This window comes from Pseudarthrobacter sp. W1I19, assembly GCF_030817835.1.
Lineage (GTDB): Bacteria > Actinomycetota > Actinomycetes > Actinomycetales > Micrococcaceae > Arthrobacter.
In genome coordinates, this window is sequence record NZ_JAUSZR010000001.1 from 4,232,304 (window position 1) to 4,255,109 (window position 22,806).

Annotated in this window: 17 protein-coding genes and 1 pseudogene; 14 read left to right on the forward strand and 4 right to left on the reverse strand. The window is 65.5% G+C overall.

The window, feature by feature from the left end:
• The first annotated feature begins 45 nt into the window (after window positions 1-45).
• The 5 genes from QF038_RS19580 (at window position 46) to QF038_RS19600 (ending at window position 5,874) form a co-directional block, all read left to right on the forward strand.
• The gene (locus QF038_RS19580) at window positions 46-1,482 is read left to right on the forward strand and encodes a GH32 C-terminal domain-containing protein (protein WP_307612451.1); all 1,437 of its coding nucleotides are present in this window, start codon (window positions 46-48) and stop codon (window positions 1,480-1,482) included.
• Window positions 1,483-1,532: 50 nt separating this feature from the next.
• Window positions 1,533-2,867: an ABC transporter substrate-binding protein gene (locus tag QF038_RS19585; protein WP_307612453.1), complete on the forward strand. Its 1,335-nt coding sequence runs from the start codon at window positions 1,533-1,535 to the stop codon at window positions 2,865-2,867.
• Window positions 2,868-2,966: 99 nt separating this feature from the next.
• Window positions 2,967-3,848 (forward strand): carbohydrate ABC transporter permease, encoded by an 882-nt coding sequence (locus tag QF038_RS19590; RefSeq protein ID WP_307613540.1) that lies wholly within the window; start codon window positions 2,967-2,969, stop codon window positions 3,846-3,848.
• Window positions 3,845-4,747 carry a carbohydrate ABC transporter permease gene (locus QF038_RS19595; RefSeq protein ID WP_091419227.1) on the forward strand — a complete coding sequence of 301 codons (903 nt, stop codon included), beginning with the start codon at window positions 3,845-3,847 and terminating at the stop codon, window positions 4,745-4,747. The genes QF038_RS19590 and QF038_RS19595 overlap by 4 nt, the downstream gene beginning before the upstream one ends.
• Window positions 4,748-4,785: 38 nt before the next feature.
• On the forward strand, window positions 4,786-5,874 hold the full coding sequence (locus QF038_RS19600) for a LacI family DNA-binding transcriptional regulator (protein ID WP_307612457.1): 1,089 nt from the start codon (window positions 4,786-4,788) through the stop codon (window positions 5,872-5,874).
• A gap of 109 nt (window positions 5,875-5,983) precedes the next feature.
• Here QF038_RS19600 and QF038_RS19605 read toward each other — a convergent pair whose 3' ends face one another.
• Together QF038_RS19605 and QF038_RS19610 are read right to left on the reverse strand one after the other, a co-directional pair.
• Window positions 5,984-7,198 (reverse strand): MFS transporter, encoded by a 1,215-nt coding sequence (locus QF038_RS19605; RefSeq protein WP_307612460.1) that lies wholly within the window; start codon window positions 7,196-7,198, stop codon window positions 5,984-5,986.
• Window positions 7,199-7,268: 70 nt separating this feature from the next.
• Window positions 7,269-7,940: a GntR family transcriptional regulator gene (locus tag QF038_RS19610; protein WP_307612463.1), complete on the reverse strand. Its 672-nt coding sequence runs from the start codon at window positions 7,938-7,940 to the stop codon at window positions 7,269-7,271.
• A 154-nt stretch (window positions 7,941-8,094) separates the two neighbouring features.
• On the opposite strand from QF038_RS19610, the gene glyA reads away from it, so the two are divergent.
• Genes glyA through purU form a run of 7 tightly spaced genes read left to right on the forward strand, consistent with a single transcriptional unit; the run spans window position 8,095 to window position 16,953 of the window.
• Window positions 8,095-9,435: a serine hydroxymethyltransferase gene (gene glyA / locus QF038_RS19615; protein ID WP_307612465.1), complete on the forward strand. Its 1,341-nt coding sequence runs from the start codon at window positions 8,095-8,097 to the stop codon at window positions 9,433-9,435.
• The gene (locus tag QF038_RS19620; protein WP_307612467.1) at window positions 9,432-10,652 is read left to right on the forward strand and encodes a sarcosine oxidase subunit beta family protein; all 1,221 of its coding nucleotides are present in this window, start codon (window positions 9,432-9,434) and stop codon (window positions 10,650-10,652) included. Before glyA ends, QF038_RS19620 begins: the two co-directional genes overlap by 4 nt.
• A 31-nt stretch (window positions 10,653-10,683) precedes the next feature.
• The gene (locus QF038_RS19625; RefSeq protein WP_307612469.1) at window positions 10,684-11,097 is read left to right on the forward strand and encodes a sarcosine oxidase subunit delta; all 414 of its coding nucleotides are present in this window, start codon (window positions 10,684-10,686) and stop codon (window positions 11,095-11,097) included.
• On the forward strand, window positions 11,094-14,048 hold the full coding sequence (locus QF038_RS19630) for a sarcosine oxidase subunit alpha family protein (RefSeq protein ID WP_307612471.1): 2,955 nt from the start codon (window positions 11,094-11,096) through the stop codon (window positions 14,046-14,048). Before QF038_RS19625 ends, QF038_RS19630 begins: the two co-directional genes overlap by 4 nt.
• Complete coding sequence (locus QF038_RS19635) at window positions 14,041-14,679, forward strand: sarcosine oxidase subunit gamma (protein ID WP_307612475.1); 639 nt, start codon at window positions 14,041-14,043, stop codon at window positions 14,677-14,679. Before QF038_RS19630 ends, QF038_RS19635 begins: the two co-directional genes overlap by 8 nt.
• Window positions 14,680-16,053, forward strand: a complete 1,374-nt coding sequence (locus QF038_RS19640) for an L-serine ammonia-lyase (protein WP_307612476.1) — start codon at window positions 14,680-14,682, stop codon at window positions 16,051-16,053. It abuts the gene before it with no gap.
• 3 nt (window positions 16,054-16,056) lie between these two features.
• Entirely contained in the window at window positions 16,057-16,953 is an 897-nt protein-coding gene (gene purU / locus QF038_RS19645; RefSeq protein ID WP_307612478.1) for a formyltetrahydrofolate deformylase, read from the forward strand.
• A 208-nt stretch (window positions 16,954-17,161) separates the two neighbouring features.
• Here the strand turns inward: purU and QF038_RS19650 are convergent, their stop codons facing one another.
• Together QF038_RS19650 and QF038_RS19655 are read right to left on the reverse strand one after the other, a co-directional pair.
• Window positions 17,162-18,121 (reverse strand): DUF559 domain-containing protein, encoded by a 960-nt coding sequence (locus QF038_RS19650; RefSeq protein WP_307612480.1) that lies wholly within the window; start codon window positions 18,119-18,121, stop codon window positions 17,162-17,164.
• Between the two features lie 195 nt (window positions 18,122-18,316).
• Window positions 18,317-19,888: a PucR family transcriptional regulator gene (locus tag QF038_RS19655; RefSeq protein WP_307612482.1), complete on the reverse strand. Its 1,572-nt coding sequence runs from the start codon at window positions 19,886-19,888 to the stop codon at window positions 18,317-18,319.
• Window positions 19,889-19,998: 110 nt separating this feature from the next.
• Here QF038_RS19655 and QF038_RS19660 point away from each other — a divergent pair, with 110 nt between their 5' ends.
• Window positions 19,999-21,516 carry a cytosine permease gene (locus tag QF038_RS19660; RefSeq protein ID WP_307612484.1) on the forward strand — a complete coding sequence of 506 codons (1,518 nt, stop codon included), beginning with the start codon at window positions 19,999-20,001 and terminating at the stop codon, window positions 21,514-21,516.
• A gap of 37 nt (window positions 21,517-21,553) precedes the next feature.
• Window positions 21,554-22,492, forward strand: a pseudogene (locus tag QF038_RS19665) (polysaccharide deacetylase); the annotation flags it as partial.
• Between the last annotated feature and the right edge of the window lie 314 nt (window positions 22,493-22,806).

Genomic DNA, 22,806 nt, shown 5'->3' on the forward strand with positions numbered 1-22,806 from the left:
CTTCGAGGTGATCAAACGCTTTAGCAGAAATGGACATCAACGCCGATGAATCACCCGATCTTCTTCCAGCCGGCCGATGCCTGGGTGGGGGACCTTATCCCCTTCCAGCACGACGGCGAGTTCTGGCTCTTCTACCTCCACGAGGTCCGTTCCGAACCTAAACCGGGAACCGCCTGGAACCTCGTCACCACCAAGGACCTGATCCAGTTCCAGGACCACGGAGTGTCCCTCCCGCATGGAACGGACGCGGACCTGGACTTCAACGCCTATACGGGCAGCATCGTGGTGGACGAATCAGGCGTCCACCACCTGTTCTACACCGGGCAGAATCCGAACAACCTGGGACCGGACGGGCTGCCCTTGCAGTTGGTCATGCACGCCACCAGCACTGACGGCATGCGCACCTGGGTGAAGCACCCGGAGCTCACGTTCGGCGCGCCCGCCGGCTACGAGTCCGGAGACTGGCGGGATCCTTTCGTTTTCCGGGATGAGGCAGCCGGCCAGTGGCGGATGTTGATCGCCGCCCGGCACGCCGACGGGCCCGAGCGGCGCCGCGGCGTTATCGCCCAGTGCACTTCTGTGGACCTGATTGTCTGGGAGTACACCGACCCGTTCTGGGACCCCCGCCGCTACATCACCCACGAATGCCCGGACGTGTTCTCCTGGGGCGACTGGTGGTACATGGTGTACTCCGAATTCTCGGAAAACTTCACCACCAGGTACCGGATGGCCAAGAGCCCTGACGGCCCCTGGACAGTGCCGCCCCAGGACTCCATCGACGGGCGCGCGTTCTACGCTTCAAAATCCGCGGAACGGGACGGCCGGCGGTTCTTCTTCGGCTGGATCGCCAGCAAAGAAGGAAATTCCGACGACGGCGCCTGGCAGTGGGCGGGCACCATGGCAGTTTTGGAGGCCCGGCAGAACTCCGACGGAACCCTGGGTTTCGGCTTCGCTGACGAACTGGTGGACAGCTTCTGGGATGAGGTGCCGCTGACCTTCAACCACGAACTCCGCGAGCGGCTCCATGTACCGGACGGCTACGCCGCCACCATCTCCAACGAGGACCTGCCCGGCCAGTTCTACGCGAAGGCAGTGCTGGACATCGAACCTGGCACCACCGAGTGCGGAATACTGCTTCGAGCCAGCCCGGACGGAGACCACTCCTACAGCCTGCGCCTGGAGCCGAAACGCGGACGGTTGGTCTTCGACCGGTGGCCCCGCGCCATCACCGGCGACGCGCAGTGGCATGTTTCCGGCGATGTCCCGTTCGAGCTGGAGCTCGAGCGCCCCTGCGACCTCACTCCGGGAGAACACACCCTGGAAGTGGTGGTCGAGGGGGATCTGTGCGTCGCCGTCATAGACCGGCAGGTGGCACTCAGCACCAGGATCTACAACCTTCCGTCCGGGCGGATTGGCGTGTTCGCCGGCGAAGGCTCAGCCACCGTCACAGATTTTGAAGTACGCAAGCGCACCAGCAACTAAATCCTGTCCCTCCTCGAAACCCTCCGTTCCAGTCAAGGAAGATTGCCGCAATGAAAAATATGCTCCGCGCAGCCGCCGCCGCAGCTGTCACCGTCCTCGCCCTGACCGCCTGTGGCGGCGGCAGTTCCACCGATCCCTCCAATGTCAGTCCGGCAGGCGAGGTCAAACCCCGCGAAATCTCGTGGCTGCTGTCCCGCCCGGCCGATGGCGCCGTCATCAACATCATGACCAAACTTGCCGATGACTATGCCAAGGACCACCCGGGCTTCAAGCTGAACCTCATCACCACCCCGGACCGGCCGTCCTACATCCAGAAGCTCGAGACCCTGGCCGCCGCCAATAAGCTGCCCGAGCTGTTCGATACCGACGCCACACCTTTCGCGCAGCAGCTGGCCAAGCAAGGCAAGATGGTGGACGCCGAGAAGCTGCTGAAGACGCTGGACCTCTACGACGACTACCGCCCCGGCGCACTGGACTACCAGCGGTTCGACGACGGGTCCCTCTTTATGATTCCGTTCCAGTTCGAACTGGAATTCATCTGGTACAACAAGGCCCTCCTGGAGAAGGCCGGGGTGGCCGTTCCGAAGTCGCTGGATGACATCCCCGTCATGTGCACCTCCCTCCGCAAGGCCGGGATTACCCCCATCGCCATCGACGGCCAGGACCAGTGGCCGCTGGAGCGCTACGTCGCATACCAGCCGTTCAGGGAAGCCGGGCCGGACTTTGTCCAGAAGCTGAAGAAGGGCGAAGCCAAGTTCTCCGATGCCGCCGGGCAGAAGACCGTGAACTGGATGGCGGAGCTGGGCAAGGCAAAGTGCTTCCAGGAAGGCTTCTCCGCCCAGGGCTACTCCGACGCGCAGAACCAGTTCACCTCCGGCCAGGCCGCAATGTACAACATCGGAACCTGGGAACTGCCCAGCCTGGCCACCGACAAACTAAACCCGGCGGTCCGCGACGATATCGACTTCTTCACCCTGCCCACCACGGAGGGATCGGTGACGTCGGCAAACGAGTTCGTCTCGCCGTCGGGCATTGGCATGGCCGTCAACGCCAAGACCTACGATCCGCTGGTGAGTGACTTCCTGAAGTTCGCCCTGCAGAAGTACCCCGCGGAATATGCGGCCACCGGCGCGCTCTCCCCCACCACCAACGTCGAAACCACCGTCCCGGCCAACGCCACCCCGCTCTACCGCAAGGCACTGGACCAGGCCAAGGACCTGGGCTCAAAGCAGGCCATGCCATGGGATACCCAGCTTGATCCCACCACGAACGGCCGGCTGCAGCAGGAGCTCGTCCTGCTGGTGCAGGGCAACATCACGCCCGGGCAGTTCACGGAGACCATGGACAACACCGTCGAGCAGAACGCCCCGAAGTTCTTCAAGTAGGCACTGTTCTTCAAGTAACCACAGCTTTTTCTAGCAACCACTGCGGCGGGGGACCCTCCTGGTCCCCCGCCCGAAAGGCCCGCCATGCAATCCAACAGGATGCTTCCCAACAGGTCACGGACTTCGGTCCTGGTCTTCCTGCTCCCGCCCCTGCTGCTCTACGGCGCAGCGGTACTCTTCCCGATCCTCCAGTCGCTGTTCCTCAGCTTTTTCTCCTGGAACGGCATCAGCGACATGGAATTCGTGGGGCTGGACAACTATGTCCGGATGTTTGTTGCCGACGACATCTTCTGGCGCGCGTTCCTGAACGCCCTCCTCTACCTGGCCATCTGCCTGGTCCTGCAGCTGGGCGGCGCCCTGCTGGTGGCCAGCCTGCTCACCTCCCTCAGCCGGGGACGCGAGCTCATCAAGACCCTCTACCTGCTGCCCGCGATCATCTCCACCGTGGCCATCGCCTTCCTGTTCGTCAGGATCTACTCCATCGACCCGGTGGGCCTGCTTAACCAGCTGCTGCACTGGATCGGGCTGGGCAGCCTGGAGCGGCCATGGCTCTCGGACGTCAGCACCGTGCTCGCCGCAGTCTCGGCACCGGAAGGCTGGCGCTTCACCGGGCTGTACATGCTCATCATCTACGCAGCCCTGATTGCCGTGCCGAAGGAACTTGAGGAAGCCGCTGTCCTGGACGGCGCTTCCCGCTGGACCCTGTTCACCAAAATCCGCTTCCCGTACATCCGGCCGGTCTGGATCACCACCACCATCATGGCCACCACCTACGGCCTGCGCGGCTTCGACATCCCCTACCTAATGACCAACGGCGGGCCGGGACAATCCTCCGAACTGCTGACCACCTACATGTACAAGACCGCATTCACCAGCACGGACTTCGGCTACGCCAGCACCATCTCGGTCTTCATCGTCGTTGAGTGCCTCGTCGCCGTCGGCCTCATCCTGTTCCTGCTCAAGCGGAAGGCAGAGTCATGACCATCCAGGCACCCCCAGCCAGCCCACCCGCAGTGGTTCCGCCGCGTCCGGCAGTCTCCCGCCGCCGTCGTAAGCCCAACCTGTTCCGGACGCTCTCCCGCGTGCTGATCATGCTCATTGTGATTGTCCAGGTCTATCCACTCGCGTGGCTGTTCCTGACCAGCCTGCGCACCGAGCACGACTTTGCCACGGGCGACCCCTTTGCCCTGCCCAGCTCCCTCACGTGGGAAAACTACGCCAGGGCCTTCGAAACCGGGGACCTGGGCCGGAACATCCTCAACAGCTTCATCGTCACCATGGGCGCCAACATCCTGATCGTCCTGTTCGGCATGATGGCGGCGTACGCCATCCAGGTGCTGGGGTTCCGGCTCAGCAAACTGGTCCGCGGACTGTTCCTGATCGGCATCATCGTCCCGGTGCAGATCGCCCTGGTCCCGCTGTTCATCGACTACTCGGCGGTGAACCTGCTGGACACCTACCAGTCGATGATCATCCCGCTTGCCGGGTTCTCGCTGCCCATGTCCGTGTATCTGTTCTCGTCGTTCTTTGAATACATTCCCCGCGAAACCTACGAGGCAGCTTCACTGGACGGCGCCGGCCCCTACCGGATCTTCGGGCTGATCACCCTGCCGCTGTCACTGAACACGGTAGTGACGGTGGTGCTGGTCAACAGCATCTTCATCTGGAACGACTTCATCTTCGCCAACACCTTTGTGCTGTCCGAGGACCTGAAGACCATTCCGCTGGGCCTGCAAAACTACATCGGCGCCATGGGCAAGGTGGACTGGACGGCAACGTTCGCGGCTGTGTGCGTCACCATCACCCCGCTGCTGCTGGTGTTCCTGGTGCTCAACAAGGCCATGATCCAGGGGCTGGAGAGCGGGGCGACGAAGGGATGAGAGCGCCAACAGATGGATATACTCCTGACGGAGGGCAGATGAGTTCAATGGAGAATAGTTCAGGGGAGGCGGCGCCTGCTGCCCGCTCCCGGCGGACCCCGGAACGCGCCCATCCTGTCACCCTGCGGGAGGTTGCCGAAGCTGCCGGCGTTTCCACGGCCACCGTCTCACTGGTGGTCAACAAGAAAAAAAGCGCCCGGATCGCCGAAGAGACCCGGCAGCGCGTCAAGGATGCCATCCGGACCCTCGGCTACCGGCCGAATGCCATGGCCAAGACCTTGGTCAGCGGAACCTCACGGTTCATCGGGCTGGTGGCCGACGGCGTTGCCACCACCCCCTTTGCCGGCCAGATCATCCATGGCGCCCAGGATGAGGCATGGAAGCACGGCTACGCCCTCCTGATCGCCAACACCGAGGGCAACGGCGAGCTGGAGCAGGACGCCATCCAGATGATGCTCGAGTACAAAGTGCGCGGCATCCTCTACTCCACCTGGTTCCACCGGCAGACCGAAATCCCCGCACCGCTGCGGGAAGCGGACTTCGTCCTGGTGAACTGCTTTTCCCATGAGCCGGGAGCCCGGGCCGTGGTTCCGGACGAGGTCCAGGGCGGACGCTCAGCCACGGAGATCCTGCTGCGGCACGGCCACCGGCGGATTGCCTTCATCAACGCCACCATTCCCGCCCCGGCCAAGGACGGCCGGCTCCAGGGGTACCGCGAGGCACTTGAGGAAGCGGGGGTTCCGTTCGATCCCGAGCTGGTGATGGAAGCGTATCCGGACCAGGAAGGCGGATACGGGGCCACCGGGGCGCTCCTCCAGCGTGAGGTCACGGCGGTGTACTGCTACAACGACCGGATGGCGATGGGCCTTTACGACGGTCTACGGGAACGCGGCTTGTCGATTCCTGACGACATCGCCGTGGTGGGATTCGACAACCAGGAAGTCATCGCCGCGCACCTGCGGCCCCCGCTGTCCACGGTGTCCCTGCCCCACTACGAACTGGGCGCGGCGGGGGTGCGGATGCTGCTGGAGCTCGAGGGGGCACCAGAGATGGCGGCCGACGGTGTGGCGAAGATGCATTGTCCCGCAGTGGAACGGACGTCAGTCAAGGCCCAGGCGCGGGCCTGACCTGGTTTCGATACAGCAACGCGGGGTCACTTATAGCCCGTCCGAGCCCGGAAGATGGGCCGGATGTGACCCCGCGTTGGATAGAAAGTACGACGACGGGGTCGCGGCGTCATGTCGACGCACTGATCACCCGGTTCCGCCCCGCGAGCACACCCGTCATGGCGAGGACCGCCATGATCCCCGCGGTGACCAGGAGCGGAAGCGTCCAATCTCCGCTCAGATCGCGAAGCCCGCCGAACATCACCGGCCCAACGGCAGCGAGGCCATAACCAATGGACTGGGCCATGCCGGACAACGATGCCGCCTGCGGATGGTTCACGGTCCGGAGGCTGAACAGCGACAGGGCAATGACAATGAGGCTTCCGCATCCGAGTGCCCCCAGAACAACCCACATCAGAATAAGGTCCGGCGCGATCGCCAGGCCCAGGAACGTCACAACCATCACCGCTCCGCTGGCGAAGGAAACAAGCCGCTGGTCCGAGCCGCGGTGAAGAATTCCGCCTGCCCCGAGGCTCGCGAAAACGCTGACGAGCAGGAAAACGGACAGATGGATTCCGGCGGTAGCGGCCGGCACGCCGCGACTTTGTTCGATGGTTGGCAGCCAGGCCATCAGGACGTAGAAGGCGATCGACTGAAGTCCCATGAAGATGGTCACCTGCCAGCCCAAGGCTGATGCCCAAGGCGACCGGTAGGAGACCGCCGGCCTGGCGGCGTTCACAGCGCCGGAGCTGTGCCGGCGGAGCCATGGCAGGAGCACCGCCATGGCGATGAAGGCAAGTCCCACCCAGATACCGAGGGCAAGCCGCCATCCCGCGGGGGAGGTTTGCGCCACGGGCACGACGACGGCGGCGCCTATGGCGGCGACGGCGGCCTGGGTGGCGGTGTAGCTCCCGGTCAATTTACTGACCCTCATGGGAAAGTCGCGCTTGACGAGGGAGGGCAACAGGACATTGAGGAACGCGATGGCCAGACCGATCACTGCCGTGCCCGCCCAGATCAGGCCGGGCACAGGCAGGGAGCGGAGCACGATGCCCGAGGCCAGGATCAGCAGGGACATCCACAGCGCACGGTCGAGGCCCAGGCGGGAAGCGAAGGCGGGCGCCACGGGTGAGAAGGCTGCGAAAGCAATGAGCGGAAGCCCCGTCAGGAACCCTGCTGCAGCACTTGTCAGGTCAAGATCGCCGCTGATGTTGGCGAGCACCGGACCCACGCTGACAAAGGACACCCGAAGGTTGACGGCGATGAGCAAAACGCCGATGAAGGCGAAGCCGAACCTGACGGCGTGGTCTTGTGCGTTCCGGGTGGCAGCGGGCCTGGCGCGCATTCCATCCTTTCAAGGGCGGGAGAGCGTCCCGGTTTATTCGGCGTTAGCTGAGAGAGCGTCCCGGGGCGGGCTAGAGAATCTTCCGGATGGTTTCCTCGAAGCTGGTGACGTGGTGCAAGGCCAGCTCCCCTGCCTTGTCCGCGTCGCCGTCGGCCACCGCCTTGAGCAGGTCCACGTGCTCGGTAATGTGGCCGGTCACGGAGGGCACCTTGTCCAGCACCACGCACCAGATTCGGGTGGCGAGGTTGTCGTAGCGGATCAGCGTGTCTTCCAGGTGCGGGTTGGCTGCGGCCTTGTAGATCAGCCGGTGCACCATCAGGTCGTAGCGCATCAGGTCGCGTGATTCGCCGGCGCCGGGATCGATGCTTGCAATGGCATCGGCCACCTGCAGCAGTTCCCGGCGCATGCTTTCGCTGGCCCTGTCCGCCGCGCGGCGCGCCGCGAGTGGCTCCAGCAGCTCCCGGATCTCGGACACGTCAGCCAGCTCCGTAAAGTCCACGTTGGTGGCAAAAGTCCCCCGGCGGGGATATGAAATCACCAGATGGTCCACCTCAAGCCGCTTGATCGCTTCGCGCACGGGAGTACGGCCAAAGCCGAGCTCGGCGGCCAGCTGGCCGTCATTGATCGGCTCACCGGGACGGATTTCCAGCATGATCAGCTTGTCGCGCAGCTGCCGGTAAGCGGCCTCCGCCTGCGACGGCGCTTCCTCCTCCGCCGGTGTCAGGGCAAGAAGTGCATTCAAGGGGCTGCTCCGTTCTTCGATACCCGCCGAATCCGAACTCGTAGCTTTCAGCCGCTTTCGGTCCAGCTATTGACTCTGCTGTGATCGCAATCATACCATTGACCTCACACTGATATATCAGTCATTGAACAAGTGGTATTTCAAAGGAGCATCCGTGGTTGAGCAGTTGAACGAGCGACTTTCCGCAGTCGATCCCGAAGTCCAGCAGGCCATTGCGCGGGAGCTGGTGCGCCAGCAGTCCACGCTGGAAATGATCGCCTCCGAGAATTTCGCCCCGTCCGCCGTGATGGAGGCTCAGGGATCGGTCCTCACCAACAAGTACGCCGAGGGCTACCCGGGCAAGCGTTACTACGGCGGCTGCGAGCACGTGGATGTTGTTGAGCAACTGGCCATCGACCGGGTCAAGGCGCTGTTCGGCGCAGAATTCGCCAACGTGCAGCCGCACTCCGGCGCCCAGGCCAACGCTGCCGCCATGTTCGCCCTGCTGAACCCGGGCGACACCATCATGGGCCTGAGCCTGGCCCACGGCGGCCACCTGACGCACGGCATGAAGATCAACTTCTCCGGCAAGCTCTACAACGTGGTCCCGTACCACGTGAGCGAATCCGACCTCCGCATCGATATGGCCGAGGTGGAGGCGCTGGCCCTGGAGCACCGTCCCAAGCTGATCGTTGCCGGCTGGTCCGCCTACTCCCGCCAGCTGGACTTCGCCGAGTTCCGCCGCATCGCCGATCTGGTGGACGCCTACCTCATGGTGGACATGGCGCACTTCGCCGGCCTGGTTGCGGCTGGCCTGCACCCCAACCCGGTCCCGTACGCAGACGTTGTCACCACCACCACGCACAAAACCCTGGGCGGCCCCCGCGGTGGCGTCATCCTTGCCAAGGAGCAGTACGGCAAGAAAATCAACAGCGCCGTGTTCCCTGGCCAGCAGGGCGGTCCGCTGGAGCACGTGATCGCCGCCAAGGCCGTGGCCTTCAAGCTCGCGGCCTCCCCCGAATTCAAGGAGCGCCAGGAGCGCGTCCTGCAGGGATCCAAGCTTCTCGCCGAACGGCTCCTCCGCGACGACGTTGCCGCAGCAGGAATCTCCGTAGTCAACGGCGGCACCGACGTCCACCTGGTCCTCGTGGACCTCCGCAACTCCGAGCTGGACGGACAGCAGGCCGAAGACGCCCTGCACCGCATCGGCATCACCGTGAACCGCAACGCCGTGCCCTTCGACCCCCGTCCCCCGATGGTCTCCTCCGGCCTGAGGATCGGGACGCCCGCGCTGGCCACCCGCGGCTTCGGCGCCACCGAGTTCGCTGAAGTTGCGGACATCATCGCGACGGCGCTCATCGCCGCTGCGGGCAACGGCACCATTGGTGACGCCACCGTCGTCGAACTCCGCGCACGCGTCACGGCCCTTGCCGAACAGTTCCCCCTGTACCCCCACCTCAGTGAAGGCTCCGACGTTGCCGCCTTCGAAGAAGATTTGATTGGAGCCACCAAGTGAGCACCCACCAGCTCCCCGAGCACCCGGACTTCCTCTGGCGCAACCCCGAGCCCAAGTCCTCCTACGACGCCGTGATTGTGGGCGGCGGCGGGCACGGCCTGGCCACCGCGTACTTCCTGGCGAAGAACCACGGCATGACCAACATCGCCGTCCTGGAAAAGGGCTGGCTGGCCGGCGGCAACATGGCCCGGAACACCACCATCATCCGCTCCAACTACCTCTGGGACGAGAGCGCGGCCATCTACGAGCACGCCCTCAAGCTCTGGGAAATCCTCCCCGAGGAACTCGAATACGACTTCCTTTTCAGCCAGCGCGGCGTGATGAACCTCGCCCACACCCTGGGTGACGTCCGCGAAAGCATGCGGCGCGTCGGCGCCAACAAGCTCAACGGCGTGGACGCCGAGTGGCTTGACCCGCAGCAGGTCAAGGAACTCTGCCCCATCCTGAACATCAGCGACAACATCCGCTACCCCGTCATGGGTGCCACCTACCAGCCCCGTGCCGGCATCGCCAAGCACGACCACGTGGCCTGGGCCTTCGCCCGCAAGTGCGACGAAATGGGCGTGGACATCATCCAGAACTGCGAAGTCACCGGCTTCGTCAAGGACGGCAACCGCGTGGTGGGCGTCAAGACCAACCAGGGCACCATCAACACCGAAAAGGTTGGCCTGTGTGCTGCCGGCCACAGCTCGGTCCTGGCCGAGATGGCAGGCTTCCGGCTTCCCATCCAGTCCCACCCGCTGCAGGCGCTGGTGTCCGAACTGCACGAGCCGGTCCACCCCACGGTGGTGATGTCCAACCACGTGCACGTCTATGTCTCCCAGGCCCACAAGGGCGAACTGGTGATGGGCGCTGGTGTTGACTCCTACAACGGCTACGGCCAGCGCGGATCCTTCCACGTGATCGAGCACCAGATGGCTGCCGCCGTCGAGCTCTTCCCCATCTTCGCCCGGGCCCACGTGCTCCGGACCTGGGGCGGCATCGTGGACACCACCCTGGATGCCTCGCCGATCGTGGGCAACACCCCGGTGGAGAACATGTTTGTGAACTGCGGCTGGGGCACCGGCGGGTTCAAGGGCACCCCCGCTGCGGGCATGACCTTCGCCCACAACATCGCCACCGGTGAACCGCACAGGCTGAACAAGCCGTTTGCGCTGGAGCGCTTCGAGACCGGCGCGCTGATCGACGAACACGGCGCTGCCGCCGTCGCCCACTAGCCGCCAGACGCACTTTAGAAAGAAGACGCACATGCTGCTCATCTCCTGCCCCAACTGCGGCTCGCGCGACGAGACCGAGTTTCACTACGGCGGCCAGGCCCACGTGGCCTACCCGGAAAACCCGAACGAGCTGACCGACCGCGAATGGGCCGAGTACCTGTTCTACCGGGACAACACCAAGGGCGCCTTTGCCGAGCGCTGGCTGCACAGCACGGGCTGCCGCCAGTGGTTCAACATGCTCCGCGACACCGTCACCTACGAGATCCAGGCGATCTACCCGATGGGCTCGCCCCGGCCGGATGCGGCCGGCAAGGTGACGGCCGAAACCGGCACTGCCAGCACCGCCGCTGACAGCACCACCACCGGAAGCGCGGCACCCAGCATCGCTGCCACCAGCACTTTCCCCACTTCCAGCACCACCGCCCCGGAAGGAGCAACCAAGTGACTTCCCAGAACGCCCGCCTCGCCGCCGGCGGACGCATCGACCGCACCATCTCCTGGCGCTTCACGGTGGACGGCGAAGAATTCACCGGCCACCCGGGAGACACCCTCGCCTCCGCCCTGCTGGCCAACGGACGCGTCGCCGCCGGCAACTCGCTCTACGAGGACCGCCCCCGCGGCATCATGTCCGCCGGCGTGGAGGAAGCCAACGCACTGGTCAAGGTGCAGCCCCGCTTCCCCGGCCACGTGGCCGAGTCCATGCTCCCCGCCACCACCGTCACCCTGGTGGACGGACTCAAGGCGGAATACCTCAACGGCCTCGGCAAGCTGGACCCGGCCGATGACCGCGCCGAATACGACAAGAAGTACGTCCACACCGACGTCCTGGTGATCGGCGGCGGCCCCGCCGGCCTGGCAGCAGCCCGCGAGGCAGTCCGCAGCGGCGCCCGCGTAATGCTGCTGGACGATCAGCCCGAGCTGGGCGGCTCCCTCCTCTCCGGCTCCACCGCACCCGAGCTCGCAGAAACCATCGAAGGCAAGCCGGCCCTGGAATGGGTGGCTGACGTCGAGGCCGAGCTCGTCTCCGGCTCCGAATCCACCGTCCTGAACCGCACCACGGCCTTCGGCGCCTACGACGCCAACTACGTGATCGCTGTCCAGAACCGGACCGACCACCTGTCCTCCCCCGCCGCTTCCGGGGTATCCCGCCAGCGTATTTGGCACATCCGTGCCAACCAGGTGGTCCTGGCCCCCGGCGCCCACGAACGCCCGCTGGTGTTCGAAAACAACGACCGCCCCGGCATCATGCTGGCCGCCGCCGTCCGCAGCTACCTGAACCGCTTCGCAGTGGCAGCCGGCCAGCGCGTGGTCATCAGCACCACCAATGACAGCGCCTACGCCCTGGCCGCGGACCTGCGCGCCGCCGGCGTCAAGATCGCCGCCGTGGTGGACGCCCGTCCGCAGCTCACGGATGTGGCAGCAGCCGCCGTCGAGGCCGGCACCCGCGTGCTGATCGGCAGTGCGGTGGCCAACACCTCCGCCGCCGCCGGAACGGACAGTGACGGCCGCCTGGACGGCGTCACCGTCCGCAGCATCAACAACGACGGCGAACTCACCTCGGGCATCGAAAAGATCGCCTGCGATCTGCTCGCTGTGTCCGGCGGCTGGAGCCCGCTGGTCCACCTGCACTCACAGCGGCAGGGCAAGCTGCGCTGGGACGAAGACCTGGCCGCCTTTGTGCCCAGCACCGCAGTCCCCAACCAGCAGACCATCGGCTCCGGCCGCGGGTCCTTCAACACGGCAGACTGCCTGGCCGAGGGAATCTCCGCCGGCGCGAAGGCGGCCATCGCCGCGGGCTTCAGCTCCGCCGTCGAACCTTCCCCGCTGGGTGAGCCGAAAGCCTCCGCCCCCACCCGCCAGCTGTGGCTGGTTCCCGGCGAACAGGGCACGCCGGACGACTGGCACCACCACTTCGTGGACTTCCAGCGCGACCAGTCCGTGGCTGACGTGCTGCGTTCCACCGGCGCCGGCATGCGGTCCGTGGAGCACATCAAGCGGTACACCTCCATCAGCACCGCCAACGACCAGGGCAAGACCTCCGGCGTCAACGCGATCGGCGTCATCGCCGCCGCGCTGCGCACCGCCGGCGAAGCCTCCCGCGGCATCGGCGACATCGGCACCACCACCTACCGGGCACCCTTCACCCCGGTGGCGTTCGCGGCACTGGCCGGACGCCAGCGCGGCGAACTGTTCGACCCCGCCCGCGTCACCTCCATCCACCCGTGGCACGTCGCCAAGGGTGCCCTGTTCGAGGACGTGGGACAGTGGAAGCGGCCCTGGTACTACCCGCAGGCCGGCGAGGACATGGACGCCGCCGTGCTCCGCGAATGCGCCGCCGTCCGCGAATCCGTGGGCTTCATGGACGCCACCACCCTGGGCAAGATCGAAATCCGGGGCAAGGACGCCGGCGAGTTCCTGAACCGGATCTACACCAACGCGTTCAAGAAGCTCGCCCCGGGCTCCGCCCGCTATGGCGTGATGTGCACCCCCGACGGCATGATCTTCGACGACGGCGTGACCCTGCGCCTCGACGAGGAGACCTACTTCATGACCACCACCACCGGCGGCGCCGCCAAGGTGCTGGACTGGCTGGAGGAATGGCTGCAGACAGAGTGGCCGGAACTGGATGTGCACTGCACCTCCGTGACCGAGCAGTGGAGCACCATCGCCGTCGTCGGGCCCAAGTCCCGTGAGGTCCTGGCCAAGGTGGCACCGGAACTGGCCGCCAACGGCGGACTGGACGCCGAAGCCTTCCCGTTCATGACCTTCCGCGAAACCACCCTCGCCTCCGGCGTCCGCGCCCGGGTCTGCCGCATCTCCTTCTCCGGCGAACTCGCCTACGAGATCAACGTGCCGTCCTGGTACGGACTCAACACCTGGGAAGCCGTGGCAGCCGCCGGCGCCGAATTCAACATCACCCCCTACGGCACCGAAACCATGCACGTGCTCCGCGCCGAAAAGGGCTACCCGATCGTTGGCCAGGACACCGACGGCACCGTCACCCCGCAGGACGCGGGAATGGAATGGATCGTTTCCAAGGCCAAGGACTTCATCGGCAAGCGGTCCTACGCCCGGGTTGACGGACAGCGTGAGGACCGCAAGCACCTGGTGAGCGTCCTGCCGGTGGACGGCGGAATCAGGCTCCCCGAAGGCACGCAGCTCGTGGAGAAGGGCCGTTCCACGAACCCGGCCTACGGGCCGGTCCCGATGGAAGGCTTCGTCACCTCCAGCTACCACAGCGCAGCACTGGGCAGGTCATTCGGCCTGGCCCTGATCAAGAACGGCCGCAACCGGATCGGCGAAACCCTCGTGGCAGCCGCCGGCGACCAGCTGGTGGACGTTGTTGTCGCAGAAACCGTACTTTTTGACCCCGAAGGAGCCCGCAAAGATGGCTGAAACAGCAGCACCCGCAAACTCCGCCCAGAAGAACCTCTCCCTCCGCGTCAGCCCGGCCGCCCCGCTCGGCGAAGCCTTTGAATCCGGCTCCGTCCAGGGCGTGGTGGAACTGCGCGAAGTCTCCTTCCTCACCATGGTGGGCCTCCGGGTTGACCGGAACAGCGACGCCGGACAGCGCATAGCCGCCGTCACCGGCGGACTGCCCGCAGCGTGCGGCGGCGTCAGCGGCACGGGCGATACCTCCGTCCTCTGGCTCGGACCGGAAGAATTCCTGGTGGTGGCACCGACGGAAGCCCACGAGTCCCTCGGCGGCGACCTGATCCAGGCACTGCGCGAAGCCCTGGCGGACGGTGCAGGGCAGGTGGTGGATCTCTCCGCCAACCGCACCACCTTCGAGCTCACCGGACCGCGGGCCCGTGCAGTACTGGAAAAGGGCTGTTCCCTGGACCTGCACCCCCGCGTCCTGTCGGCCGGAACGGCCCTGTCCACCGAAATCGGCAACATCCCCGTGGTGCTGTGGAAGACCGGCGAGGAGTCCTTCCGGGTCTTCCCGCGCGCCTCGTTCGCCGATTTCCTGGGCCGCTGGCTCCTGGACGCTATGCGGGAGTACGCCTCCCCCGAGGTCCCCTAAATGGCGCTCAGCGTCCTGGACCTGTTCTCCGTTGGCATCGGGCCCTCGTCGTCACACACGGTGGGCCCGATGCGGGCAGCGAAGCTGTTCGCCGACGGGCTCAAAGGCGAAGGACACCTGAGCTCCACCACGCGGGTCCAGGCCGAACTATTCGGTTCCCTCGGTGCCACCGGGCGGGGCCACGGCTCGGACAAGGCTGTGGTCCTCGGTTTCAAGGGCCTCGATCCGGAAACCGTGGACACCACCACCGCCGATGACCAGGTGGCGGCCGCCGCGCTTGACGCCGAACTGTGGATCGGCGGCGACCACCGGGTGGACTTCAACTGGGACGAGGACGTGGTGCTGCACCGCCGCAAATCCCTCCCGGCCCACCCGAACGGCATGACCTTCCGGGCCCTGGACCACTCCGGCGCCGTGCTCAGCGAGCGGAGCTTCTATTCCATTGGCGGCGGCTTCGTGGTGGACGGCGATGCCGACGCCGGCGACCGGATTGTGGAAGATTCCACCGTCCTCCCCTACCCCTTCAGCACCGCCGACGAACTGTTGGAGATCTGCAGCCGTGAAGGCATGTCCATCTCGGACGTGATGCTGGCCAACGAGCTGGTGTGGCGGACCGAGGAGGAGCTGCGGGAAAAACTGCTGAAGCTGTGGGCGGTGATGCGCGAATGCGTGGACAACGGCTGTGCCGCGGAAGGAATCCTTCCGGGCGGACTCAACGTCCGCCGCCGCGCGCCGTCGTTATTCCAGACCCTGACCGCGGACACCGGGGACACGGACCCGCTGCGGGCCATGGAATGGGTGAACCTCTTCGCGCTGGCCGTGAACGAGGAGAACGCCGCCGGCGGGCGGATCGTCACCGCGCCCACCAACGGCGCGGCGGGCATCGTCCCGGCCGTGCTGCACTACTACGTGAAGTTCGTCCCCGGCGCCAACGACGACGGCGTGGTCCGCTTCCTGCTGGCTGCGGCCGCCGTCGGCATCCTGTTCAAGATCAACGCCTCCATCTCCGGTGCCGAGGTGGGCTGCCAGGGTGAAGTGGGCTCCGCCTGCTCCATGGCCGCCGCGGGGCTCTGCGAGGTGCTGGGCGGGACGCCTGCCCAGGTGGAAAACGCCGCCGAGGTGGGCATTGAACACAACCTGGGCCTGACGTGCGATCCCGTGGGCGGCCTGGTGCAGATCCCCTGCATCGAGCGCAACGCCATCGCCAGCGTGAAGGCCATCAACGCCGCCCGCCTTGCCCTGCACGGCGACGGCAGCCACAAGGTGTCCCTCGACAAAGCCATCAAAACGATGCGCGAAACAGGAGCCGACATGAAAACCAAGTACAAGGAAACCTCCCGCGGAGGCCTTGCCGTCAACGTAATCGAGTGCTGAGCCATGACTGCAATTGAGACTGAAACCGTCCCTGCCGCTGCCGCCACCACGGTGGAGCACGTCCTGACCCTGGACTGCAGCGAATCCCCGGGCATCGTCCACGCCGTGTCCGGGTTCCTGCTGGAGCACGGCTGCGACATCATCGATAACCAGCAGTTCGGTGAGCGCTCCGAAGGGCATTTCTTCATGCGGGTGCATTTTGCGTCCGACGGCGATGCCTCCACCGCGGACAAGTTGCGGGCCGCTTTTGGTCCCGTAGCCGAGCGGTACGGGATGCGCTGGCGGCTGGAGCCGCACGGCTCCAAGCGGCGGGTGCTGATCATGGTGTCCAAGTTCGGGCACTGCCTCAACGACCTGCTCTTCCGGGCGCGGATTGGCGAGCTGCCGGTTGACGTAGTGGCCGTGGTCTCCAACCACACGGACCACCAGGCGCTGGTGGAGTGGCACGGGATCCCGTTCTTCCACGTGCCGGTCACGCCTGAAACGAAGCCTGCCGCCGAAGGACGCCTGCTGGATTTGGTGGACGAGTTGGATGTGGAGCTCGTGGTGCTGGCCCGGTACATGCAGGTGCTCAGCGACAACCTGACCCGGAAGCTGGACGGGAAGGCGATCAACATCCACCACTCGTTCCTTCCCAGCTTCAAAGGGGCCAAGCCGTACCACCAGGCGTACGCCCGGGGTGTCAAGACTGTGGGTGCCACCGCGCACTATGTGAACAGCGAGCTGGATGAGGGACCGATCATCTCCCAGCAGACCGTTGAGGTGGACCACACCTACGGGCCCGAGGACCTGGTGGCCGCCGGCCGCGACACCGAGTGCAAGGCCCTGTCCAACGCCGTGCGCTGGCACTGTGAGGGCCGGGTCATCCTGCAGGGCAACCGCACGGTGGTCCTCCGCTAGCCCCGGACGCCCCATCACGTAACGTGGGTTTTTCCGAGACGCTCTCTCACTTAACGTGGGGTTTGGCCGGACGCTCTCTCACTTAACGTGGGGTTTGGCCGGACGCTCTCTCACTTAACGTGGGGTTTGGCCGGACGCTCTCTCACCCTGGTGAGGGAGCGTCACGGCGTTAACGCCTCTGTCGTCGGATTCATGTCGGCGCTGCCGCTCAATCGCTGCCGGCAAACCCCGACGCGTGAGCGTGGTCCTGCCACGCGTTCCGGAGCGCCCGTTTGACAAGTTTCACCGCACCGTGGAAATCATCCGCAAGGTCGTCCTTATCGAAAACCAGGACCGTCCACCCGGCTGATTCGAAGGCCTTATCCCGTCTCCTATCGCTAAGCATCTGTGCGTCACCGAGGTGATGTTCGCCGTCGTACTGGATAGCAAGGCGGCGATGACGATAGCCGAGATCGGCCGACGGCGACCGCATGTCTCCGGCCCGCAGGAGCACCTGGAGTTCGGGCTCGGGTAGGCCGGCGTTGGTGATGGCGAGCCGGAGCAGTGATTCAGGGGCCGAGTCGGCGCCCACCCGCATCAGATCCAATGCTTCGCGGGCCCGAACGATACCTTGGAGATTCGGGTGATGGCTGACCAGTACGCGCAGTCCCGCCAAGGTGTCATAGGGCTGCGTCCTTCCCTCGAAATCCACCCGCGGGACGCGGATCAGTTCATCCCCCATGCTCACCAAGTCATCGAGGGGCAGGACCCGTGCCAGATCGAGCCAGGTGCGTGACCTCGTGCTCATGCGGATGCCATCGACCAGTTCGATCTCGTCTTCACGAGCCACGACTGTGTGCCCGAATATGCCCTTTCGGCGGACCGACGGCAGGGCACGCGGCTTGCTGAGATGGAGCTCTGTGGAATCTGCCAGCCAGGGTGGCAGCACCTGGCGCCGCAGCCGGGCCGCAGTCACATGTGAGATCCAGGCACCCGGCGACGCAGCGGACAACGCCCTGGCGGCGCCTTCCAGATCGAAGTCCCAGTCCGCCGGGCGGTAGAGACCGCGGCCCACGTTGACTACATCCTTGCGCCGAAGTCTGTCCGGCGTGACGCCGGAAGCCCTGGCCGAGCCGAAGGTAAAAGGAGCCTCAGCCAACGACGGGGGCAAGAAACTTTGCTTTCGCATGCTGGCATTGTGCCTTGACACGGCAGAACGCTGCAGAAGTTTTCCACAGGCCCGCCGTTGCGTTTTGGCAAGTCGGAGAGCGTCCGCCGGAAACCCACGTTAAGTGAGAGAGCGTCCGCCGGAAACCCACGCTAAGTGAGAGAGCGTCCGCCCAAAAGCCACGCTAAGTGAGAGAGCGTCCGCCCAAAAGCCACGTTAAGTGAGAGAGCGTCCGGGCGGGGTGGGTTGGAGGGCGGCGAGGCGGGTGGCCAGGTGCAGGGCCGCCAGCCTCCCCGTTCCCCGGGGATCGCCGCCGCACAAGGAGAAGATCCGCTGCAGCCGCTGGTGCATGGACTGCCGCTCCACATGCAGCTCCCGCGCCGCCTGCGCCGTGTTGCACCCGGAGTCCAGCCAGACCCGCAGCGTCTCCACCAGCTGGGAGTGCCGCTCGGCGTCGTGGGCAAGAACGGCGGCCAGCTGCTGGTTGACGAAGTCGCGGCGCCGGGCCTCATCCATCGCTTGGACCGCCAGCCGTTCCACGGCGAATGCCTGCGCGTCCAGCACCTGCGCGGGTGCACTTGCCGAGGACCTGGACCGGCCGACGTCGGCAGCAAGTTCCAGCGTCAGCCGCGCCTCAGCCAAGGACCAGGGGGCCGCGGAAATCCCTGAAGCCACCGGACCTATTGCACTGATGGTCCCCTCCGGCACCTCAAGTGAATGCAGGCCGTCAAGAATCTTTTGCCGTTCATCCTGCACGTTCCCCGAGCGGAGGACGCTGAGCGCCAGCAGTTCCGCGTTGTCCGCATAGCTGGCGCCATGCTGCCCGCCCGGATCCAAAAGGTGCTCCACATTCCTTCGGAGCTGCTTGGAAGCCGGAGAGCGGACAACTACGGCCACCACGCGGGCAGAGACTGGAATGCCCGCCGCCGGACCCAGCTCCTGCAGCCGCCAGTTCTGCTTGCCGGAATCAATGGCCCGGATCAAGGCCGCCCCTGCCATCTCCTTCAATCCGGGCGGCATCCGCTGCAACAGTGCCAGGGCAAGAATGTCCACGGACCTGTTCCCGGCTATCCTCGCCAGGTTCACATCGGCGTCGCCACGGACAAACAGCGTCAACCGTGCAGACGGGATCCCGCGTACAGGAACCTCAATGTGGATGGTCTTTCCGGCCTCCCCCGCCTCCTCCCCGACGACGGGAGCTGCCGATTCATCGACATTCCCGTTCGGTTCGGCACTGGCCAGCGTCACTCCGGCGGTGGAGGTGAGCACCACTTCCGCGCCGGTAGCTGCTGCGAGGACGGCAAGGATCCGGTCAAGGCCGCTTCCGTGGGCGAGCTCCACCGCCATGGCGTGGCTGGCCTGATCCGCCTGCTGTAACTGGGCCGCGGACTGGCTGACGAGCTGTGAGTTGATGGCCTCCATCACCGCCACAAAAGGCACCACGCGGCGCAGCTCAATCAGTGGAAGGCCCGCTTCCTCAGCAGCCGCAATCATCGAGGAAGGAATAGAGGGCAGCACACTTCCGGTCTCGATGGCGAGCGCGGCCACCCCTCGCTCGGCAAGGTCCCGGATGTAGCCCGTCCGGCGCTCATCCGAAGCAGAGGCAAGTGCCTGGCCACCCGTGAGCAGGAGCTCCCCGCCGCCAAGAAGGGAAGCGATGTCCAGGACCTCGCTTGAGTGGATCCAGCGGAGCTGGGTCTGGGGAACCAGGCCCGCGCCGGCCCGGACCACGGGATCAGCGGCAATAACGGTGGGATGCCGCAGGACATCTTCCAAGCGGACTGGCATGACACTCCGTCATATAGAAGGGAAAAGCTCAAGACATATTGTAGATGGTGGATGTGGTGCCCGACACATAATCTTGAAGAACTCCCATCCCCCTCAACGAAGAGGCCCCCATGCAGCAACCATCCACCAGCCCAGGAATCGAGCCGTCCTCCCACGTGGAAGACGTCGAAGCCTGGCTCCAGCCCATTCCCGAGTCCCAGCGCACGCACAAGGTTTCAGGCCAGTTCTGGATCTGGGCCGGCGCCAACCTGGCTCCCATCAACTGGGTTCTGGGCGCCCTCGGAATCCACTTGGGGCTGGGTTTCGCGGACACCGTGACGGTCCTGGTCCTGGGCAACCTGATCGGCATGCTGCTCTTCGGCTGCTTCGTCCTGCTGGGCCAGAAGACCGGCGCCACCGGCATGGTGCTCGCCCGGGCCGCCTTCGGCCGGCGCGGCAACTACCTTCCGGCAGCCATCCAGGCGCTCCTGGTGATCGGCTGGTGCGCCGTGAACACCTGGATCATCCTGGACCTGGTCATGGCGCTGTTCGGCACCCTAGGCTGGGTGGATCCCACCGCCCACAACTATGCGTGGAAGATCGGCGTGGCCACTGCCATCATGGCAGCGCAGGTTGCCATCGCCTGGTTCGGCTACAAGGCCATCGCCGCCTTCGAAAAGTGGACAGTCCCGCCCACCATCATCATCCTCGCCGTGATGTCCGCAGTGGCCTGGTTCGGCATGAAGATCGACTGGGGCTACGCCGGCCCCGCAGGCAACATCCTTGAAGGGTCCGAGCGGATCGCCGCAATGAGCGCCGTGATGACCGCCATCGGCATCGGCTGGGGCATCACCTGGTTCACCTACGCGGCCGACTACTCCCGGTTCGTCAGCACCGAAGTCCCCAAGAAGAAGGTCTACCTGGCCTCCGTCCTGGGCCAGTTCATCCCCGTCGTCTGGCTCGGCGTCCTCGGCGCCAGCCTGGCCACCAACAGCGGCGAAATCGATCCCGGCAAGCTCATCGTCCAGAACTTCGGCGTCCTCGCCCTGCCGGTTCTCCTGATGGTGCTCCACGGCCCCATCGCCACCAACATCCTGAACATTTACACCTTCTCGGTGGCCACGCAGGCACTGGACATCACCATCAGCCGCCGCAAGCTCAACCTGTTCGTCGGCGTCTTCTCGCTCGCCGCCGTCGTCTTCTTCATCTTCCAGGAGGACTTCGCGGCAGTCCTGGACGCCTGGCTCATCGGCCTGGTGGCCTGGGTGGCCGCCTGGGGCGGCGTAATGCTGGTGCACTACTTCTGGATCGACAAGCGCTGGCCCGGCAATCCGGAAAGGCTGTTCGACGGCGTCGGCACGCGCAGGCTCCCCGGCATCAACTGGGCGGGCGTCACCTCCCTCCTGGTTGGCATCTTCGCCACCTGGCTGTTTATGTACGGGCTCGTCCCCGCCATGCAGGGCCCCATCGCCGTGGCCCTGGGCGGCTGGGATCTGTCCTGGCTCGCCGGCGGCCTTGCCAGTGCCACCAGTTACGCCATCCTGGGCCCGAAGATGCACCGGAAATTCATCGACGCCCCGGCCCCTGCAGGGCAGGTTTTCACCGAGCTGACCGGAGCCTCCGCTCCCGCTACGCCGGCAGCACTCTGACCGTCCCGTCTTCCCTTCCCGTAACGCTAGGACCACCATGACCCTTGAAGCATTCGCCGACTCCGCCCACCCGATCACCTGGCCTGAGGGCAAGCGTGCGGCAGCATCCTTCACGTTCGACGTCGACGCCGAATCCTGCACCATCGCCCACGATCCCAAGAGCACACGCCGGATGTCACTGATGACGCACCAGTCCTACGGGCCCAAGGTGGCCGTTCCGCGGCTGCTGCAGATCCTCCAGCGCCAGGACATCCGCGCCACGTTCTTTGTTCCCGGCTTCACGGCCGAGTGCTACCCGGACACGGTCCGGCGCATCGTGGATGCGGGGCACGAGGTGGCGCACCACGGGTACCTGCACGAGCCGATGCAGGGCATCGACGCAGAAACCGAGGCCCGCTACATCGACCGCGGACTGGAGGCGCTCGCCAAGGCCGCCGGTGTGGAACCGGTGGGCTACCGGGCCCCCTGGTGGGAACTGAACTGGCACTCCGCCGGGCTCCTGGCGGACCGCGGCTTCCTCTACGATTCAAGCCTGCTCGACGGCGACGCCCCCTACCGCTTCAGCGTCGCCCCGGGCGACTCCCGGGACATTGTGGAGATTCCCGTCGACTGGACGCTCGATGACTGGGAGCAGTACGCCTTCTACCCCGGCGTGACGGGCAGCGGCGTGATCGAAAGCCCCGCGAAGGTCCTGGAAATGTGGACGCTTGAGGCGGAGGCGCACCACGCCCAGGGCAGCTGCTTCGTCCTCACCAACCACCCCTTCATCTCCGGCCGGCCCTCCAAGGCCGTGGCCCTGGAACGGCTCATCGAGCGGGTCAAGTGCATGGACGGCATGTGGGTGGCCACCATGGAGGAGATCGCCGAGCATACGCGCAGGACCGTCCAGGAGGTCCACACCCACGCGCGGATCGAGGTGCCGGCGTTCCCCGATACGGGAGCCCGGTTCACCCCGGCGGCGGTCCAGCAGGCGGTGGTCCAGCAGGCACGGCTGGCGGGCCCTAGGGAACTGATCCAGGCGGCATCCGCGGGAAGAGAGCAACAGTGGAGCGGTACCAGCCCTGTCCAGGGGGCGGTACCGCTCCACTGGCGTTTAGGAGCCTTGCCGCCGGGGACGCCGCGCCGCTGCTAAGCCGCGGGGCCGCCGTCGTACGTCCCTTGTATGTCTTCCTAAGACGTTCCGTAACGCTGCGCTACCTCCTGTTGCGCATTCGCGACGCTCCGTGAACGCCCGCGTCGGGATTGATTGTGGCGCCGGCGGGTGCTCCGTACTCTCATTTCAGCACCCGC

Bases quoted from the DNA above. Each gene is read 5' to 3' on its own strand.
- QF038_RS19580 (WP_307612451.1), top strand. From the start codon at position 46: ATGAATCACCCGATCTTCTTCCAGCCGGCCGATGCCTGGGTGGGGGAC.
- QF038_RS19585 (WP_307612453.1), top strand. From the start codon at position 1,533: ATGAAAAATATGCTCCGCGCAGCCGCCGCCGCAGCTGTCACCGTCCTC.
- QF038_RS19590 (WP_307613540.1), top strand. From the start codon at position 2,967: ATGCTTCCCAACAGGTCACGGACTTCGGTCCTGGTCTTCCTGCTCCCG.
- QF038_RS19595 (WP_091419227.1), top strand. From the start codon at position 3,845: ATGACCATCCAGGCACCCCCAGCCAGCCCACCCGCAGTGGTTCCGCCG.
- QF038_RS19600 (WP_307612457.1), top strand. From the start codon at position 4,786: ATGAGTTCAATGGAGAATAGTTCAGGGGAGGCGGCGCCTGCTGCCCGC.
- QF038_RS19605 (WP_307612460.1), bottom strand. From the start codon at position 7,198: ATGCGCGCCAGGCCCGCTGCCACCCGGAACGCACAAGACCACGCCGTC.
- QF038_RS19625 (WP_307612469.1), top strand. From the start codon at position 10,684: ATGCTGCTCATCTCCTGCCCCAACTGCGGCTCGCGCGACGAGACCGAG.
- QF038_RS19635 (WP_307612475.1), top strand. From the start codon at position 14,041: ATGGCTGAAACAGCAGCACCCGCAAACTCCGCCCAGAAGAACCTCTCC.
- QF038_RS19640 (WP_307612476.1), top strand. From the start codon at position 14,680: ATGGCGCTCAGCGTCCTGGACCTGTTCTCCGTTGGCATCGGGCCCTCG.
- purU (WP_307612478.1), top strand. From the start codon at position 16,057: ATGACTGCAATTGAGACTGAAACCGTCCCTGCCGCTGCCGCCACCACG.
- QF038_RS19650 (WP_307612480.1), bottom strand. From the start codon at position 18,121: ATGCGAAAGCAAAGTTTCTTGCCCCCGTCGTTGGCTGAGGCTCCTTTT.
- QF038_RS19655 (WP_307612482.1), bottom strand. From the start codon at position 19,888: ATGCCAGTCCGCTTGGAAGATGTCCTGCGGCATCCCACCGTTATTGCC.
- QF038_RS19660 (WP_307612484.1), top strand. From the start codon at position 19,999: ATGCAGCAACCATCCACCAGCCCAGGAATCGAGCCGTCCTCCCACGTG.